The following is a 15,261-nucleotide window of genomic DNA, read 5'->3' as shown; positions in this document are numbered from 1 at the left end:
CACCTCGCGGGCCAGCCGCTCCGCGCGGTCCGCGGCGAGCGGCCCGCCCAGCGGGCCCGCCAGGAGGAGGAAGGTGCCGGGAAGGGCTTCCGGTACGCGGGACCGTGCAGGGCGCGTTCCGGCAGGAACCCACTGGTGGACATGGCTGCCCCGTGGGCGGTCCGCGGAACGGGCGTCGAAGGGCACGCAGCCCCGCTCGATCGTGTGCGCGCCCGTGGCGATCAGCCCGGAACAGCCGGGGAACTCGGTGAAACCCTGTGCGACGACGTCGTGTCCGGCCACCCTCTCACCACCTCATGGGCGGAGGCGGAGCGCTCGGCTCCGCCTCCGTTCAGCGGACGGTCAGAGGATGTTGCCGTGGCCGAGCAGATCGGGAACGCCGTGGCGCAGCTGGCCGGTCAGCTCTTCGACCCGTCCCATGCGGACGACTGTCGGAGGAATGTACGGCAGGCGCATCGTCGTCACCTTCTTTCTGCGCTCGTGTTGGCGCCCGTCAGGCAGGGTGCCCGGATAAGGTGATTTTCTCCCTTGTTCTCATGCTGAGGTGTGGAACGTGCCGCGTCAAAAGGAAGCGTCCGGCGGTGCCGAGGACCGCGCCGGCCACGCCGAGCGCTACGCGATCTGCGCCCATGGTCTGACCAAGCGCTACCCCGGCGCCGAGGCGGTACGCGGGGTGGACCTCGACGTGCGCCCCGGGGAGACCTTCGCCTTCCTCGGGCCGAACGGCGCCGGCAAGACCACCACCATCGCGATGCTGTGCGCCCTGGCCCGCCCCACCGCCGGGCAGGCCGTGGTGGCCGGGGCCGACGTCCGCACCCAACCGCAGCAGGTACGGCGCGGGGTCGGCCTGCTGTTCCAGCACAGCGCGGTCGACCCCGACCTCAGCCTCGAATGCAACCTCTACCTCCACGCCCGCCTGTACGGCCTCCCCCGCGCGCGCTCCCGGGCACGCAGCGCCTCGCTCCTGGAGCTGACGGGGCTGAGCGACCGCCGCCGGCACCGTGTGCGCACGCTCTCCGGCGGGCTGCGCCGCCGCCTGGAGATCGCCCGCGCACTGCTCCACGAGCCGGGCGTGCTCTTCCTCGACGAGCCGACCGTCGGCCTCGACCCGCACTCCCGGGCCCAGATCTGGGACCACCTGGCGCGGCTGCGCGCCGACCGGCGCACCACCGTCTTCGTCACCACGCACTACTTGGACGAGGCCGAACACTGCGACCGGATCGCCATCCTCGACCGCGGCCGCGTCGTCGCCGAGGGCACCCCGGCGGCCCTGAAGGCCGCGATCGGCGACGACCGCCTGCGCGTACGCACCGCCGACGACCGCGCGGCGGCGGCCGCCCTGCGCGAGGACCTCGGCCTGCGGGCGGTCACCGCGCCCGAGGGGCTGACCGTCGCCGTGGCGGCGGGCCCCCGGCAGATCCCCCGGCTGTGCGCCGCGCTCGCCGCCCGCGGCGTCCCCGTACACGCCGTCTCCCTCACGGAACCCACCTTGGACGACGTCTTCTTCCACCACACCGGGCGGCGCATCGCTCCGCCCGACGCCCCCCTGAGCGGCGACGGGAGCCGGCCGTGACGGCCGGTGCGCTGGATCCGCCGGGCGCCCTGCTGCGCGAACTGCGCGCCGTCCACGCCCTGGTCCTCCGCGACCTGCTGCGTATGCTCGGCCAGCCGCTGCAGACGGTCGTGACGCTGGTGCAGCCGCTGCTGTTCCTGCTGCTGCTCGGCGGCGGCCTGGCCGCGCTGGTCCCCGCGACGGCCGTCGGCGGCGACTACCGCACCTACCTGTTCCCCGGCGTACTGGTGATGACCGTGCAGACCCCCGCGGTGACGGTCGGAATGCGGCTGATCACCGATCGCGAGAGCGGCTATCTCCGCGAGACGCTGATGGCGCCCGTACGCCGCTCCAGCCTGCTGTACGGGAGCTGTCTGGGCGGCACCGCCGTGGCCACCGCCCAGGGTGCGGTCCTGCTCGCCGCGTCGGGGACCGTCGGGCTGCCCTACCGCCCCCTGTTGCTGCTCGCGCTGCTGGCCACGATGGCGCTGACCTCGTTCGTCCTCACCGCCCTGACGGCGGCGCTGGCGATCGGCATCCGCAGCGTCGAGTCCTTCCACACCCTGCTCGGGCTGGCCCTGATGCCGCTGCTGTTCCTCTCGGGGGCCTTCTTCCCGCTGACCGCCCTGCCCGGCTGGCTCACCCAGTTGACCGCCGTCAATCCGCTGGCCTACGCCGTCGACGTGCTGCGCCGCAGCATTGCCCAGTACGTCCCCGGCGGCCTCGCCTCCACCGGCGTCCGCTGGGGGGACTGGCAGCCCCCGGCCGTCCTCGAACTCCTGGCCCTGGCCCTGCTGGGCGCGGGCGGGCTGGCGTGGGCCGCCCGCCGCTTCGGCCGGCTGGAGTGAGCGGCCGGCCCGCCCCGTCCGGTGCCGGGCTGGGAACACCGGACGGGAGCGGGCGCGGGCGTGCCGGTCTCAGTGCCCCTTGTGGTGGTGGTTGTCGTGGTGGTCGTTGTGGTGGTGGTCGTCCTGCTGGCCAGTGTGGCCGTTGACGCAGGTGTTCCCGAAGGCCGGGTTCAGCAGGCCAATGATGTTGACGGTGTTGCCGCAGGCGTTGATCGGGATGCTGATCGGCACCTGGACCACATTGCCCGACAGCACACCGGGGGAATTCGACGCCGCGGCGGCGGCACCGGCGCCACCGCTGCTTCCGCCGTTGTGGGCGGAAGCGGTCGTCGCCCCACCGAGGACGGCAGTGGCCGCGAGTGCCGTGAGAGCGGTGAGCTTCGCCATTCGTGACATGACAACTGGCCTTTCCTGAAGCGAGTGGGAGGCGGCCGTACTGCCGTCTCCCTTCCCCCTCTTGATCGGGCCGAACGGGCTCAAAGTTGCGGAGAAACAATTTTTTCACCTGTTCGGACGCAGAGAAATTCAGAATCTCGCGCCAGGACGGCCGGCCACCCTGCCGCCATTCGGGCGGCCCGCGGGGATGGCGAACTCTCCGGCATACAGAAGTTTTGTTAGCTTAGCGTTTTAGTGGCCCGTTCGACCTATAAACTACATACGTAACGAGGGGTAACGTGGCATTCTCGCGGAAAACTGCCATGGATCAGCACGATGGCCACCCGTCGGTAGCGGTCACCAGCCGTTCAGTACAAGGGGAGGACACAAAAACCGAGATTTGCTCCCCCGTCGGCGACGCGCCGTCCGTCCCTCGTTACGACTACGAGAAATTCAGCCGGCTGGCCGGTCCGCTCACTCCACCGCACCCCGATCCCGCGAATTACCGGGTGCAGTACCGAAGCCTGCTGAGCGGCGGCCCGCACCGCGTGTGGACGGCCCTGCTGCTGGTCGGGGCGCCCCTCGCCTCGCTGGCGCTGCTCATCTGGCTCCTGCAGCCGCTGCACTGGGTGCACCGTGAATACGCGGCGGGCTGGGAGACGGCCGCCGACGCCGTCATGCTCGTCTCCATCGGCCTGCTGGAGACCTTCCGCGTCCTCAACGTCGTCTCCATCGCGCACGCCACGCTCGTGGCCCGGGACCCGGTGCCGGTCACTCCCGCGCCCGGCACCCGGGTGGCATTTCTGACCACCTTCGTCCCGGGCAAGGAGCCCGTGGAAATGGTCCGGGCCACGCTGGAGGGCGCCATGGCGCTCCGGCACAACGGCCCGCTCGACGTGTGGCTGCTGGACGAGGGGAACACCCCGGAGATGCGGCGGATGTGCGAGGAACTGGGCGTGCGGCATTTCTCCCGCAAAGGCGTGGAGAAGTGGAACCGGCCGACCGGTTCGTTCCGCGCCAGGACCAAGCACGGCAACTACAACTCCTGGCTGGACGCGCACGGCGACGCCTACGAATTCCTGGCGGGGGTCGACACCGACCATGTGCCGCTGCCCGCGTACCTGGAGCGCATGATGGGCTTCTTCCGGGACCCCGATGTGGCCTTCGTCGTCGGGCCCCAGGTCTACGGGAATGACGACAGCACGGTCGCCAGGGCGTCGGAGAGCCAGCAGTTCCTCTTCCACGCGCTGATCCAGCGCGCCGGGAACGCCTATGGCTCGCCCATGTTCGTCGGCACCAACAACTGCGTCCGGATCAGCGCCCTGCGGCAGGCCGGCGGTTTCTACGACTCCATCACCGAGGACATGGCCACCGGGCTGGAGATCCACCGCCGGCGCAACCCCGCCACCGGCCGGCCCTGGCGTTCGGTCTACACCCCCGACGTACTGGCCGTGGGCGAGGGACCGGCCACCTGGAGCGACTTCTTCAACCAGCAGCTGCGCTGGAGCCGCGGCACCTACGAATCGCTCTTCCGCCAGTTCGGGCGGGCGGCCTTCCGCCTCACGGCCGGCCAGGTGCTCAATTACGCGCTGATGGTGACCTACTACCCGATCGCCGCGGTCAACTGGATGATCGGCGGCCTCTCCTGCGCGCTGTTCCTCTGTCTCGGCGCCTCCGGCGTCCAGGTCGAGTCGCGGATGTGGATGATGCTGTACAGCGATGCCGCGGCCCTGCAGATCGGCCTCTACATGTGGAACCGGCGGCACAACGTCAGTCCCCATGAGCCGCAGGGGTCCTCGGGCATGGTGGGCATGGCGATGTCCGCGATGGCCGCGCCGCTGTACGCCCGCTCCCTGACGGGCGCGGTCCTGCGGCGGAAGGCCGGCTTCATCGTCACGTCGAAGGGCGGCACGGCCAACCCGGACCGGCTGCGCTCCTTCGCCACCCATCTGCTGTGGGCCGGTGTGTTCGGCGCGACGCTGATCGCCTCGGTGTTCCTGAACCACACCCACGCGGCCATGCGGACCTGGGCCTCGATCGCGCTGGTCATCTCCCTCGCCCCGCTGGTCGTCTGGCGCTGGTCGGTGGCCCACGAACGACGGCGCGCGAAACACCCGACACCGGCCCGCGCCGAGCCGCTCGCGCCCGCCGCCACGAGCGACCAGGAACGTTTCCGGGAGCTGGTGCAGCACGCCCTCGACACGGAGGCCCCGTTCTCCTGGGTCACCGCCGACGCGCTGTACGGGCAGGACGCGCCGCTCCGGGACTGGCTGGAGGAATCCCGCGTCCCCTACGTGCTGGCCCTTCGGCCCAACGACACGGTGCACACCGCCGACGGCGCCGACGCACGCGTGGACACCCTGGTCACCACCCTCCCCGTGCAGGCGTGGAAGAGCGTGCCGGGCCGGGCCGACAAGCACCACGACCGGGACTGCTCCTGGGCGCGCGTCACGATCCGCCCGCCCCGGCAGGACGGGTTCGGGCGCTGGGTGCTGGCCCGGCGGACCGGCGGCGAGCCGCACGGCATCGCGTACTACGTCTGCTGCGGGCCCTCGGCCGCCCGGCTGAAGGACCTGGTCGAGGTGGCTTCGAGCCGGTGGGCGGTGGAGGAGTACCTGCGGAGCCCCGACACCGAGGGCGGGCCGCCGCGCGCCGCCGAAGCCGACCCGCCGCACCCACCGGCCTGACCGCCTCGGCCCGGCCCTCGTCTCACCGTCAGGAGGCTCGCACCGTGAGATACCGACCCAGTCCCCGCACGCGCAAAGTGGCGATCGGGGCCGTCGCGCTGAGCGCGGTCGGCGCGATGAACGCGCCGGCCGTCATCGGCTACGCCGAGCACAAGTACCACGACTACAAGATCAACCAGCCGTCCTACAAGGCGCGGTACGGGCACTGGGACCTGGTGGACGTGCCGCAGCGTTTCCGGATCAACTCCATCCACGCCGCGCTGCTGCACACCGGGAAAGTGCTGATGATCGCCGGGTCCGGCAACAACGCGAAGAACTTCGCCGCCGGCACGTTCCAGAGCGTGCTGTGGGACCCGGCCAAGAACACGTTCAAGGAGATCGACACACCGAAGGACATGTTCTGTGCCGGGCACGCCCAGCTGCCGGACGGCAAGCTGCTGGTGGCGGGCGGCACCCGCCGGTACGAGAAGCTCAAGGGCGACGTCACCCGGGCCGGCGGCCTGATGGTCGTGAAGAACGAGGATCCCGACAAGCCGAAGACGCTGCGCAAGGGCACCGTCTTCCGCAGCCCGGACGGCCTGGAGTACCGCTCGCAGTTCCCGGTGGTGGTGCCGCGCGCCAAGAAGAAGGCCGCCCGCGACGGGAGCGGGAGGATGCGGGTCAGCGCGCGGGAGGCGCGGGTGTACGTCGAGGCCGTGCGGCGCGGCAGGGCCGGGGTGACGAACACGGCCGCGCAGTACAGCATCAAGGGGCTCAAGGGCGCGGACGCCCGTAACCACTACGGTCTGGCGACCAAGCTCGGCCTGGACAAGAAGGACTTCCAGGGCCTCAAGGACGCCTACGAGTTCGATCCGGTCGCCGAGCGGTACCTCCGCGTCGACCCGATGAACGAGGCGCGCTGGTACCCGACGCTGGTGACCCTGAAGAGCGGCAAGGTGCTGTCGGTGTCCGGGCTCGACGACATGGGCGAGATCATCCCGGGCAAGAACGAGATCTACGACCCGAAGACGCGCAAGTGGTCCAAGGGGCCGCACCGCTACTTCCCGACCTATCCGGCGCTCTTCCTCACCGGCGACGGCAAGCTCTTCTACTCCGGCTCCAACGCGGGCTACGGCCCGGCCGACAAGGGCCGCACGCCCGGCATCTGGAACGTCGAGAAGAACACCTTCAAGCCGGTGCCCGGGCTGACGGAGCCTCAGCTGACCGAGACCTCCGCCTCCGTGCTGCTGCCACCCGCCCAGAAGCAGCAGGTGATGCTCCTCGGCGGGGGCGGTGTCGGCGAGTCACCGAAGTCCACGGGGCGCACCGCGCTGGTCGACCTCACCAAGAAGCACCCGGAGTACCGGCCGGGGCCGGGCCTGACCGAGGGCACCCGCTATCTGAACGCGGTGCTCACGCCGGACGACAAGGTGTTCACCAGCGGCGGGTCCGGCGACTACCGCGGCAAGGGCGCCAGCGACAACCACAAGGCGCAGATCTTCGACCCGCGTGCGCACGCGTTCGCCAAGGCGGCGGACCCGACCGTGGGCCGCAACTACCACTCCGAGGCGCTGCTGCTGCCGGACGGGCGGATCGCGGTCTTCGGCTCGGACCCGCTGTTCTCGGACCGCGCGAACACCAGGGTCGGGGAGTTCGAGAAGCGCATCGAGGTCTACACGCCGCCGTACCGCTACGACCGTGCGCGGCCGGCGGCGGCGCACGGCCCGACCGAGGTGAAGCGGGGCGGGACCACCCGCTTCACCGTGGCCGGCGCCGGGAAGGTGCGGACCGCCCGGCTGATGCGGCCCAGCGCCGTCACCCATGTCACCGATGTGGAGCAGCGGTCGGTGGCGCTGGACTTCGAGCGCCGCGGCGGCACGCTGTCGGTGCGCGTGCCCAAGAGCCATTCGCTGGTGCCGCGGGGCTGGTACATGCTCTTCCTCACGGACTCGCGGGGGACTCCGTCGCAGGCGAAGTGGGTGCATGTGAAGTGAGCGGCGAGGCGGCCGGTGCCGGGGAGGCGGCACCGGCCGTTTCCCGGGCCGGGGCCGCTTCCTGTGCGGCGGCGGCCTGCTCCTGCTCCGGCTTCTGCGGGGGCACCGGCTTCTGCGGCGGCTCCGGTGGCCGCAGGTCCTCCCCCACGGCGCGGGCGAGCCGCAGCGCGTAGTCGGTCCACCACTGGCCTGCCGGGGGGCCGCCCCGGCAGGTGCCGTCCGACTCGCCGGGCCGCTTGATCCACAGGTAGGCGTCCACGAGCGGGTGGCCGGTGCGGGTGGTCGGGGGGAGGCCGAGCGCGCGGTCGGGCGGGTTGCACCAGGCTTCCGCGCCGATCGCGTGATCCTGGGTCTCCGGGGGCGGGCCGTTGCCGTTGCGGCTGGTGTCGATGACGTAGTGCACGCCGCCGAGCGCCTTGGAGAGCTTGTCGCCGTACTCCTCGCTCACCGCCGTGGTCTGGAAGTTGGCGACGTTGAGCGCGAAGCCGTCGGCCCGCTTCACGCCCGCCGCCGTCAGATAGCGGGCGAGCGCGTCGGTGTCCTTGATCCAGGAGGCGTTGCCCGCGTCCACGTAGACCGAAGCGCCGGGGCGCGCCTTGAGGGTTTTGACCGCCTCGTTCAGCAGCGCCAGGCGGTCGTTGCGTGCGCGGTCGCGGCAGCCGGCGACGGTGTGCGGCACCGCGTCCGGTTCCAGTACGACGACCGCCTTGCGGTTGCCCAGTCCCTTGGCCAGCCGGGCGACCCAGTCGCGGTAGGCGCTGTCGCTGCCGGCGCCGCCCGCCGAGTAATGGCCGCAGTCCCGCTGCGGGATGTTGTAGGCGACGAAGATCGGGACGCGGCCGTCGCCGGCCGCCTGCCCGGCGATGCGCGCCACGCGGGGTGCGGGGTTCTGCTCCGTGAGCCAGACGGCCACGGGCTGGTCGGCGATCCGGCGCAGCAGGGTCGCCTCCGGCTCCCGTCCCCGTTCGGCCAGTACGCGCGCCTTCCGGGCGCCCGGGGTGTCCGGGTCGACCCAGAACCCGGTCGGCTTGCCCTCGGGGGCCGCGGCCCAGCACGCGGCGGTCACCAACCCGAGCAGCGGTAGTACTCCCAGGGCCACGCCCGCCCGGTTATTTCGCCGGCTCATCAGCTGTCTGCCCAGTCATCGGTTCCCTTTCCTTCGCGGTGCGTCCGTACGGCGCGCCACCCCGACAGAACGGTCATGTCATGTCATACCAGTTCAGAATGGCATGACATGACCGCCTTTCGTGGTATTTACTGCCCGGCTGTGGCAGCGCCCGCGAAGGAGTGGTGCGCCGTCAGGTCACCTCCGGCCGGGCGTACTCGCTCATCGCGTCGATCAGCCAGCGCGCCAGGTAGTCGGCGAAGGAGGCGCGCGGGAGGAGGCGGTAGGTGTCCTCGGCGGTCCGCCACAGGAGCACCGGGACCGGGCCGAGCCGGGTGGCGACGGCCTCTCCGGGGGTGAAGACACGCGGGTGCAGGTCGAGCGGGCAGCCCTTGTCGAGGACGTCGCGGGCCGCGGGGCCGCGCAGCTCCAGGACCGTGCGGTTGGCCGACACGTCGACGACCGAGCCGGGTTCGCCGGCCAGCGCCTCGTGGAGTTCGGCGGTGAGCGGGGCCGTGCCGGGCGGCGCGACCACCAGCCATTCGTCCGGGCCGAGCCACAGCGTCGTGCGCGGCCCGGCCGGCGCGGTCTCCCCGCAGCGCGCGGGCAGCGCGGCGCCGAGGCACTTCTCGATCCGCGCGGCGGCGGCCGAACCCGGCTCGACGCGCAGGCTCAGCATCGTGGTGTACGGCCACTCGCTCACCGCGACGCCGCGCGGACCGGTGACGGTGGCGTCGCGCAGCCGGTCGGCGAGGTGGGCGAGCGGGCTGCGGCGGAGCGCAGCGGGGCCGGTGGCGGTGTCGGTGACGGTCGGCTCAGCCATCGCGCTTGGTCCCTTCGGGGTCGTAGAGGACGGGTCCGGAGACCTCGACGGGTACGAGGTCGTCGCCGACGACGGCGAGCAGGGTCTCGCCGACCCGGTCGCGCCCCGCGGTGACCAGCGCCAGGCCGAACGGGCGGCCGAGCGCCGGGCTGTAGTAGGCGGAGGTGACGTGGCCGAGCATCGGCACGGGGCCGGCCTCGGGGGTCACGGGCACGCCGCGGTCGATGATCTGGGTGCCTTCGGGGAGGCGGGTCGTGCGGTCGGCGGGCAGCAGGCCGACCAGGTGCTTGCGGTCGGCGCGTGCGGTGTCGGCCCGGGCGAAGGAGCGCTTGCCGACGAAGTCCTTCAGCTTGGAGACCACCCAGGACATCCCGGCGTCCTGCGGGGTGACCGTGCCGTCGGTGTCCTGGCCGACGATGATGAAGCCCTTCTCGGCACGGAGCACGTGCGTCGTCTCGGTGCCGTACGGAGTGATGCCGTACGGGCGGCCCGCCTCGTGCACCTCGTCCCAGACGGCCCGGCCGTACCAGGACGAGACGTTGATCTCGTAGGCCAGTTCACCGGAGAAAGAGATCCGGCAGACGCGCGCGGGGACGCCGGAGGCGAGGGTGGTCTCGCGGAAGGTCATGAAGGGGAACGCGTCGTTGGAGACGTCCAGGTCCGGGGCGACCCGGGCGATCACCTCGCGCGACTTCGGGCCGACGACGGCGACGGTGGTCCACTGCTCGGTGACCGAGGTGCACTTCACGTCCAGCTCGGGCCACTCGGTCTGCAGCCACTCCTCCAGCCAGTCCAGCACGGCGGCGGCGTTGCCGGTCGTGGTGGTCATGAAGTACCGGTCGTCCGCGATGCGCAGGGTCACGCCGTCGTCGAAGATCATGCCGTCGGGCTTGCACATCACGCCGTAGCGCGCGAAGCCGGGCTTCAGCTTCTTGAAGCCGTTGGTGTAGATGCGGTTGAGGAATTCGCCGGCGTCCGCGCCCCATATCTCGATCTTGCCGAGGGTGGAGGCGTCCATGAAGGCGACGCCCTCGCGGGCCACCCGGCACTCGCGGGCGACGGCCTCGTCCATGGACTCGCCGGGCCGCGGGTAGTACCGCGGCCGCTTCCACTGCCCGACGTCCTCGAACTCCGCGCCCTGCTCGACGTGCCAGTCGTGGACGGCGGTGCGGCGGTCGGGGTCGAAGAGGTCGCCGCGCTCCCGCCCGGCGAGGGCGGCGAAGGCGACCGGGGTGTAGGGCGCGCGGTAGGTCGTCGTGCCGATGTCGCCCGGCGAGGTGGGTGCGCTGCCCTCCTTCAGCAACTCACCGATGACACCGATGGCGTTGACGCCGGAGGTCTTGCCCTGGTCGTTGGCGGTGCCGAGCGAGGTGTACCGCTTGACGTGCTCGGCGCCGCGCATCCCGGCGCCGGTGGAGCGCCGCACGTCGGCGACGGTCACATCACGCTGGAGGTCGACGAAGTGGGTGTCCCAGGCGCCGGGGTCGTCGCCCTCGCCGGGGACGAGCCAGAGGGGACGTACGGGCGCCGGCGGTTCCGGCGTGCGCGCGGCCGGGACATCGGTCGCACACCCGGCGTCCGCGGCGGCCTGCGCCCCGGCCCTTGCCCCGTCCGCGACACAGCCGGCCAGGTCGTACGTCCCGCACACCGCGCCGGCGAGCCGCTGGTCGCGCACCGGCTCGCCCGGTACGAAGCCCGCCAGCTCCTCGTCCCAGCGCAGCTTCCCCTGCCGCTGGCTGTGCAGGTGCACGACCGGGCTCCAGCCACCGGAGACCGCAAGCAGGTCGCAGTCCAAGGACCGGGCGGGGCCGGTCAGTTGGCCGTTCTCGTCCAACGCGCGGACGGTGACGCCGGTCAGCCGCGGGTCCCCGGCGGTGCCGGCCACCGCGCTACCGGTCAGCACCTCCACTCCGGTGGCAGTGGCGAACTCCCCTGCCGGCTCGGACAGTTCGGTACGGGCGTCGACGACGGCCGCGACCTCGACGCCGGCCGCGCAGAGGTCGGCCGCCGTCTCGTACGCGCTGTCGTGGGTGGTGGCGACCACGACGCGCGTGCCGGGCGCCACCGCGTACCGGTTGAGGTACGTCCGGACGGCGGAGGCGAGCATGATGCCCGGACGGTCGTTGTCCGCGAAGACCAGCGGCCGTTCGTGGGCGCCGGTGGCCAGTACGATCTGCGCCGCCCTGATGTGCCACAGCCGCTGCCGCGAGACGCCTTCGGGTGCTTCGGCGCCGAGGTGGTCGGTGCGGCGCTGCACGGCGAGGACATAGTTGTCGTCGTAGGAGCCGAAGGCGGTCGTACGGGAGAGGACGAGCGTCTCGGGCGCGGCGTCGAGCGCGGCCCGGGTCTCCTGTACCCAGGCGAGCGCGTCCCGGCCGTCGACCGTCTCGCCGCGCCCGGAGAGCAACGCGCCGCCGCATTCGGGCTGTTCGTCGAGGAGGAGCACCCGGGCGCCGGTGGCCGAGGCGGTGGCGGCGGCCGCGAGCCCGGCCGGCCCTGCGCCGATGACCAGCACGTCGGTGTGCACGTACTTCTTGTCGTACACGGCGGGGTCGGGGGTGGGGTCCAGCCGGCCCTGGCCGGAGATCGTGGTGGCGGACAGCCCGTCGTACAGCTCCACGGTGGTGGCCGGGAGCATGCCTTCCGAGCACGGGCCGTCGATCTGCAACAGCGCGTTGGGTTCCTCGACCCCGGCGGCGGTGATGCCGCGCGGGCGGCCGCGGTAGATCGAGGGTGCGACCTCGGTGACACCGGCCGCGAGCAGCGCGGAGGCGACGGTGTCGCCCGGGTGGCCGGTCAGTTCGCGGCCGTCGACGGTGAAGCGGAGCGGGGTGGCGCGGTCGATGCGGCCCCCGAACGGGAGCCGGCGGTGCTGGTCGGTCATCGGTTCCCTCCCTCGGACAGCACGTCGGGGCGCGGCTCGTGGAGCCGGTAGGTGGCCAGCACTTGGTAAGTGGCGGTGTCCCGTACGGCGTTGAACCAGCGGCGGCAGCCGGTGGCGTGCATCCACCGCTCGGCGAACGGGCCCTTGGGGTTGTCCCGGTAGAAGACGTACTCGGCCCACTGCCGGTCATCGAGCGTGTGCGGGTCAGCGGGGAAGGGGACGTGGGCCTGGCCCCCGTAGTGGAATTCGGTCTCGTCACGCGGACCGCACCATGGACAGGACAGGAGGAGCATGGTCGTTCCTCTCGAGGGGGGCGGGCCCGTCACGACGAGCCCGAAGGGCGAGTTCAGGGGCGCGGGGAACTGCGCGACCAGCCACAACGGCGTCGCACCCGGCAACAAAGAAAAACGGCTACGGCGCGAGGCCGCCGCGTCAATGCGCCACCGCAGCCGCACCGTGTTCATCGATCAGCGCCCCCGTGACGAAGCGGTCGAGCGCGAAGGGCGCGTTGATCGGATGCGGCGCCCCGGTCGCAATCGTGTGCGCGAACGTCCAGCCGGCCGCCGGGGTGGCCTTGAAACCGCCGGTCCCCCAGCCGCAGTTGACGTACATGTTCTCCACAGGCGTGGTGCCGATGATCGGCGAGGCGTCCGGGGTGACATCGACGATGCCGCCCCAGGTACGCAGTACATGGGCGCGCGCGAAGACCGGGAACAACTCCACCGCCGCGGCCATCTGCTCCTCGATGACATGGAACGCGCCGCGCTGCCCGTACCCGTTGTACGAATCCACGCCCGCGCCCATCACCAACTCGCCCTTGTGCGCCTGCGAGACGTACACATGCACGTGGTTGGACATCACGACGGTCGGGTGCACCGGCTCGTGCAGCTCGGAGACCAGCGCCTGGAGCGGATGCGACTGTACGGGCAGCCGGAAGCCGGCCTTCTCCGCCAGGACGCTGCTGTGGCCCGCGCTCGCGAGGCCGACGCGCCCTGCGTTGATGCGCCCGCGGGTCGTCTCCACGCCGACGACCCGGTCGCCGTCCTTCACGAAGCCGGTGACCTCGCAGTGCTGGATGATGTCGACGCCCAGTTCGTCGGCGCGGCGGGCCAGCGCCCAGGCGACGTGGTCGTGCTTGGCGATGCCGGCCCGGGGCTGGTAGGTGCCGCCGAGTACGGGATAGCGGGTGTCGGACGAGACGTTGAGGATCGGGCAGACCTCGGCGACCTGCTGTGGGTCCAGCCACTCCGCGTCCACACCGTTGAGCTTGTTGGCACCGACGCGGCGGACGCCTTCGCGTACGTCCTGGAGGGTGTGCGCGAGGTTGAGGACGCCGCGCTGGCTGAACAGGAAGTCGTACTCCAGCTCTTCGGGCAGCGCCTCCCACAGCTTCAGCGCGTGCTCGTAGATCCCCGCGCTCTCGTCCCAGAGGTAGTTGGAGCGGATGATCGTGGTGTTGCGGGCCATGTTGCCGCCCGCGAGCCAGCCCTTCTCCAGGACGGCGACGTTGGTGATGCCGTGGTTCTTGGCGAGGTAGTAGGCGGTGGCCAGCCCGTGACCGCCACCGCCGACGATCACCACGTCGTACGAGGAGCGGGGCTCGGGGTTGCGCCAGAGGTGGTCGGGGTGCTCGGGCAACGGCGTCGTGCTCATGCGGTGGCTCCGTTCAGGCCCGGGTACAGCGGGAACTTGTCGGTGAGCGCGGTGACGCGGGCGCGCAGCACGGCGGCGCGCTCCTCGTCCGGCTCTTCCTTCAGCGTCTGCGCGATGATGTCGGCGACCTCGCGGAACTCCTCGGCCCCGAAACCGCGGGTGGCGAGCGCCGGGGTGCCGATGCGCAGGCCCGAGGAGACCATCGGGGGTCGGGGGTCGAAGGGGACGGCGTTGCGGTTGACGGTGATGCCGATGCGGTGCAGCCGGTCCTCGCCCTGCTGCCCGTCCAGCGCGGAGGCGCGCAGGTCGACGAGGACGAGGTGGACCTCCGTACCGCCGGTGAGGACGGAGACGCCGGTCTCGGCGACGTCGTCGGCGAGCAGCCGCCCGGCGAGGATGCGCGCGCCTTCCAGCGTGCGCCGCTGCCGCTCCTTGAACTCCTCGGAGGCGGCGACCTTGAAGGCCACGGCCTTGGCGGCGATCACATGCTCCAGCGGCCCGCCCTGCTGCCCCGGGAAGACGGCCGAGTTGATCTTCTTGGCGAGCTCCTGGGTGGACAGGATCACACCACCGCGCGGCCCGCCGAGCGTCTTGTGGGTGGTCGTGGTGACGACGTCGGCGTACGGGACGGGGCTGGGGTGCAGCCCGGCGGCGACCAGCCCGGCGAAGTGCGCCATGTCGACCATCAGATACGCGCCGACCTCGTCCGCGATGCGCCGGAAGGCCACGAAGTCCAACTGCCGCGGATAGGCGGACCACCCCGCCACGATCATCTTCGGCCGATGCTCGCGCGCGAGCTCCGCGACCTCGTCCATGTCGACCCGCAGATCGTCCTTACTGACGTGATACGGAACGACGTTGTAGAGCTTGCCGGAGAAGTTGAGGCGCATGCCGTGGGTGAGGTGGCCGCCGTGCGCGAGGTCCAGGCCGAGGATGGTGTCGCCCGGCTTGAGCAGTGCGAACATCGCGGCGGCGTTGGCCTGCGCGCCGGAGTGCGGCTGCACGTTGGCGGCCTCGGCGCCGAACAGCTCCTTGACCCGGTCCCGGGCGAGCCGCTCGACGGCGTCGACGTGCTCGCAGCCCCCGTAGTAGCGGCGACCGGGATACCCCTCGGCGTACTTGTTGGTCAGGACCGAGCCCTGCGCCTCCATGACGGCGGCCGGCGCGAAATTCTCCGACGCGATCATTTCCAGGGTGGACTGCTGACGGTGGAGTTCGGCGCCGACCGCGGCCGCGACCTCGGGGTCGAGCTCGCCGAGCGGTGACGTGAGGGCGATCGAAGCATTCGCTGCCATCTGCGCACTCCTAGAATTCAGCTGAAGAGCAACTGATATATCAGGCTGTGCGGTAAGGTATGGGAG

13 protein-coding genes are annotated in these 15,261 nt (G+C 71.5%); 4 read left to right on the top strand and 9 right to left on the bottom strand.

The window, feature by feature from the left end; genetic code table 11:
• Positions 1–282, bottom strand: a 282-nt coding sequence (locus ABT381_RS23880; RefSeq protein WP_351597897.1) for a hypothetical protein, incomplete at its 3' end; no start/stop codon positions are given.
• Between the two features lie 60 nt (positions 283–342).
• Entirely contained in the window at positions 343–456 is a 114-nt protein-coding gene (locus ABT381_RS23875) for a lasso RiPP family leader peptide-containing protein (protein WP_351597894.1), read from the bottom strand.
• A gap of 97 nt (positions 457–553) precedes the next feature.
• Between ABT381_RS23875 and ABT381_RS23870 the strand changes: the two genes are divergently transcribed.
• Both ABT381_RS23870 and ABT381_RS23865 read left to right on the top strand, forming a co-directional pair.
• Positions 554–1,573, top strand: a complete 1,020-nt coding sequence (locus tag ABT381_RS23870; protein WP_351597891.1) for an ATP-binding cassette domain-containing protein — start codon at positions 554–556, stop codon at positions 1,571–1,573.
• The gene (locus ABT381_RS23865) at positions 1,570–2,400 is read left to right on the top strand and encodes an ABC transporter permease (protein WP_351597888.1); all 831 of its coding nucleotides are present in this window, start codon (positions 1,570–1,572) and stop codon (positions 2,398–2,400) included. Before ABT381_RS23870 ends, ABT381_RS23865 begins: the two co-directional genes overlap by 4 nt.
• 69 nt (positions 2,401–2,469) lie before the next feature.
• On the opposite strand, the gene ABT381_RS23860 is transcribed toward ABT381_RS23865, so the two are convergent.
• On the bottom strand, positions 2,470–2,796 hold the full coding sequence (locus tag ABT381_RS23860) for a chaplin (protein WP_351597885.1): 327 nt from the start codon (positions 2,794–2,796) through the stop codon (positions 2,470–2,472).
• A gap of 302 nt (positions 2,797–3,098) precedes the next feature.
• Between ABT381_RS23860 and ABT381_RS23855 the strand changes: the two genes are divergently transcribed.
• Entirely contained in the window at positions 3,099–5,462 is a 2,364-nt protein-coding gene (locus ABT381_RS23855) for a glycosyltransferase family 2 protein (protein WP_351597882.1), read from the top strand.
• 44 nt (positions 5,463–5,506) lie between these two features.
• Positions 5,507–7,435, top strand: a complete 1,929-nt coding sequence (gene glxA / locus ABT381_RS23850) for a radical copper oxidase GlxA (RefSeq protein WP_351597879.1) — start codon at positions 5,507–5,509, stop codon at positions 7,433–7,435.
• Here glxA and ABT381_RS23845 read toward each other — a convergent pair.
• The 6 genes from ABT381_RS23845 to glyA form a co-directional block, all read right to left on the bottom strand.
• Complete coding sequence (locus ABT381_RS23845; protein ID WP_351597876.1) at positions 7,383–8,534, bottom strand: glycoside hydrolase family 6 protein; 1,152 nt, start codon at positions 8,532–8,534, stop codon at positions 7,383–7,385. The genes glxA and ABT381_RS23845 overlap by 53 nt on opposite strands.
• Positions 8,535–8,733: 199 nt before the next feature.
• Entirely contained in the window at positions 8,734–9,363 is a 630-nt protein-coding gene (locus ABT381_RS23840; RefSeq protein WP_351597873.1) for a sarcosine oxidase subunit gamma, read from the bottom strand.
• Complete coding sequence (locus tag ABT381_RS23835) at positions 9,356–12,247, bottom strand: sarcosine oxidase subunit alpha family protein (RefSeq protein WP_351597870.1); 2,892 nt, start codon at positions 12,245–12,247, stop codon at positions 9,356–9,358. The genes ABT381_RS23840 and ABT381_RS23835 overlap by 8 nt, the downstream gene beginning before the upstream one ends.
• Positions 12,244–12,540 carry a sarcosine oxidase subunit delta gene (locus ABT381_RS23830; protein WP_351597867.1) on the bottom strand — a complete coding sequence of 99 codons (297 nt, stop codon included), beginning with the start codon at positions 12,538–12,540 and terminating at the stop codon, positions 12,244–12,246. The genes ABT381_RS23835 and ABT381_RS23830 overlap by 4 nt, the downstream gene beginning before the upstream one ends.
• A 139-nt stretch (positions 12,541–12,679) precedes the next feature.
• A complete protein-coding gene (locus tag ABT381_RS23825) occupies positions 12,680–13,900 on the bottom strand; it encodes a sarcosine oxidase subunit beta family protein (protein ID WP_351597864.1) in 1,221 nt (406 codons plus the stop codon).
• Positions 13,897–15,195 carry a serine hydroxymethyltransferase gene (glyA, locus tag ABT381_RS23820; protein ID WP_351597861.1) on the bottom strand — a complete coding sequence of 433 codons (1,299 nt, stop codon included), beginning with the start codon at positions 15,193–15,195 and terminating at the stop codon, positions 13,897–13,899. The genes ABT381_RS23825 and glyA overlap by 4 nt, the downstream gene beginning before the upstream one ends.
• Positions 15,196–15,261: the final 66 nt, after the last annotated feature.

Source organism: Streptomyces sp. NPDC000151 (genome assembly GCF_040301705.1).
Taxonomy (GTDB): Bacteria; Actinomycetota; Actinomycetes; order Streptomycetales; family Streptomycetaceae; genus Streptomyces.
Note: the sequence above shows the minus strand (reverse complement) of the source record. Positions and strands in the feature narration are given on the sequence as shown.

Coding starts and splice junctions, on each gene's coding strand:
- ABT381_RS23860 (WP_351597885.1), bottom strand. CDS start 2,796: ATGTCACGAATGGCGAAGCTCACCGCTCTCACGGCACTCGCGGCCACT.
- ABT381_RS23840 (WP_351597873.1), bottom strand. CDS start 9,363: ATGGCTGAGCCGACCGTCACCGACACCGCCACCGGCCCCGCTGCGCTC.
- ABT381_RS23855 (WP_351597882.1), top strand. CDS start 3,099: ATGGATCAGCACGATGGCCACCCGTCGGTAGCGGTCACCAGCCGTTCA.
- ABT381_RS23875 (WP_351597894.1), bottom strand. CDS start 456: ATGCGCCTGCCGTACATTCCTCCGACAGTCGTCCGCATGGGACGGGTC.
- ABT381_RS23830 (WP_351597867.1), bottom strand. CDS start 12,540: ATGCTCCTCCTGTCCTGTCCATGGTGCGGTCCGCGTGACGAGACCGAA.
- glyA (WP_351597861.1), bottom strand. CDS start 15,195: ATGGCAGCGAATGCTTCGATCGCCCTCACGTCACCGCTCGGCGAGCTC.
- ABT381_RS23825 (WP_351597864.1), bottom strand. CDS start 13,900: ATGAGCACGACGCCGTTGCCCGAGCACCCCGACCACCTCTGGCGCAAC.
- ABT381_RS23835 (WP_351597870.1), bottom strand. CDS start 12,247: ATGACCGACCAGCACCGCCGGCTCCCGTTCGGGGGCCGCATCGACCGC.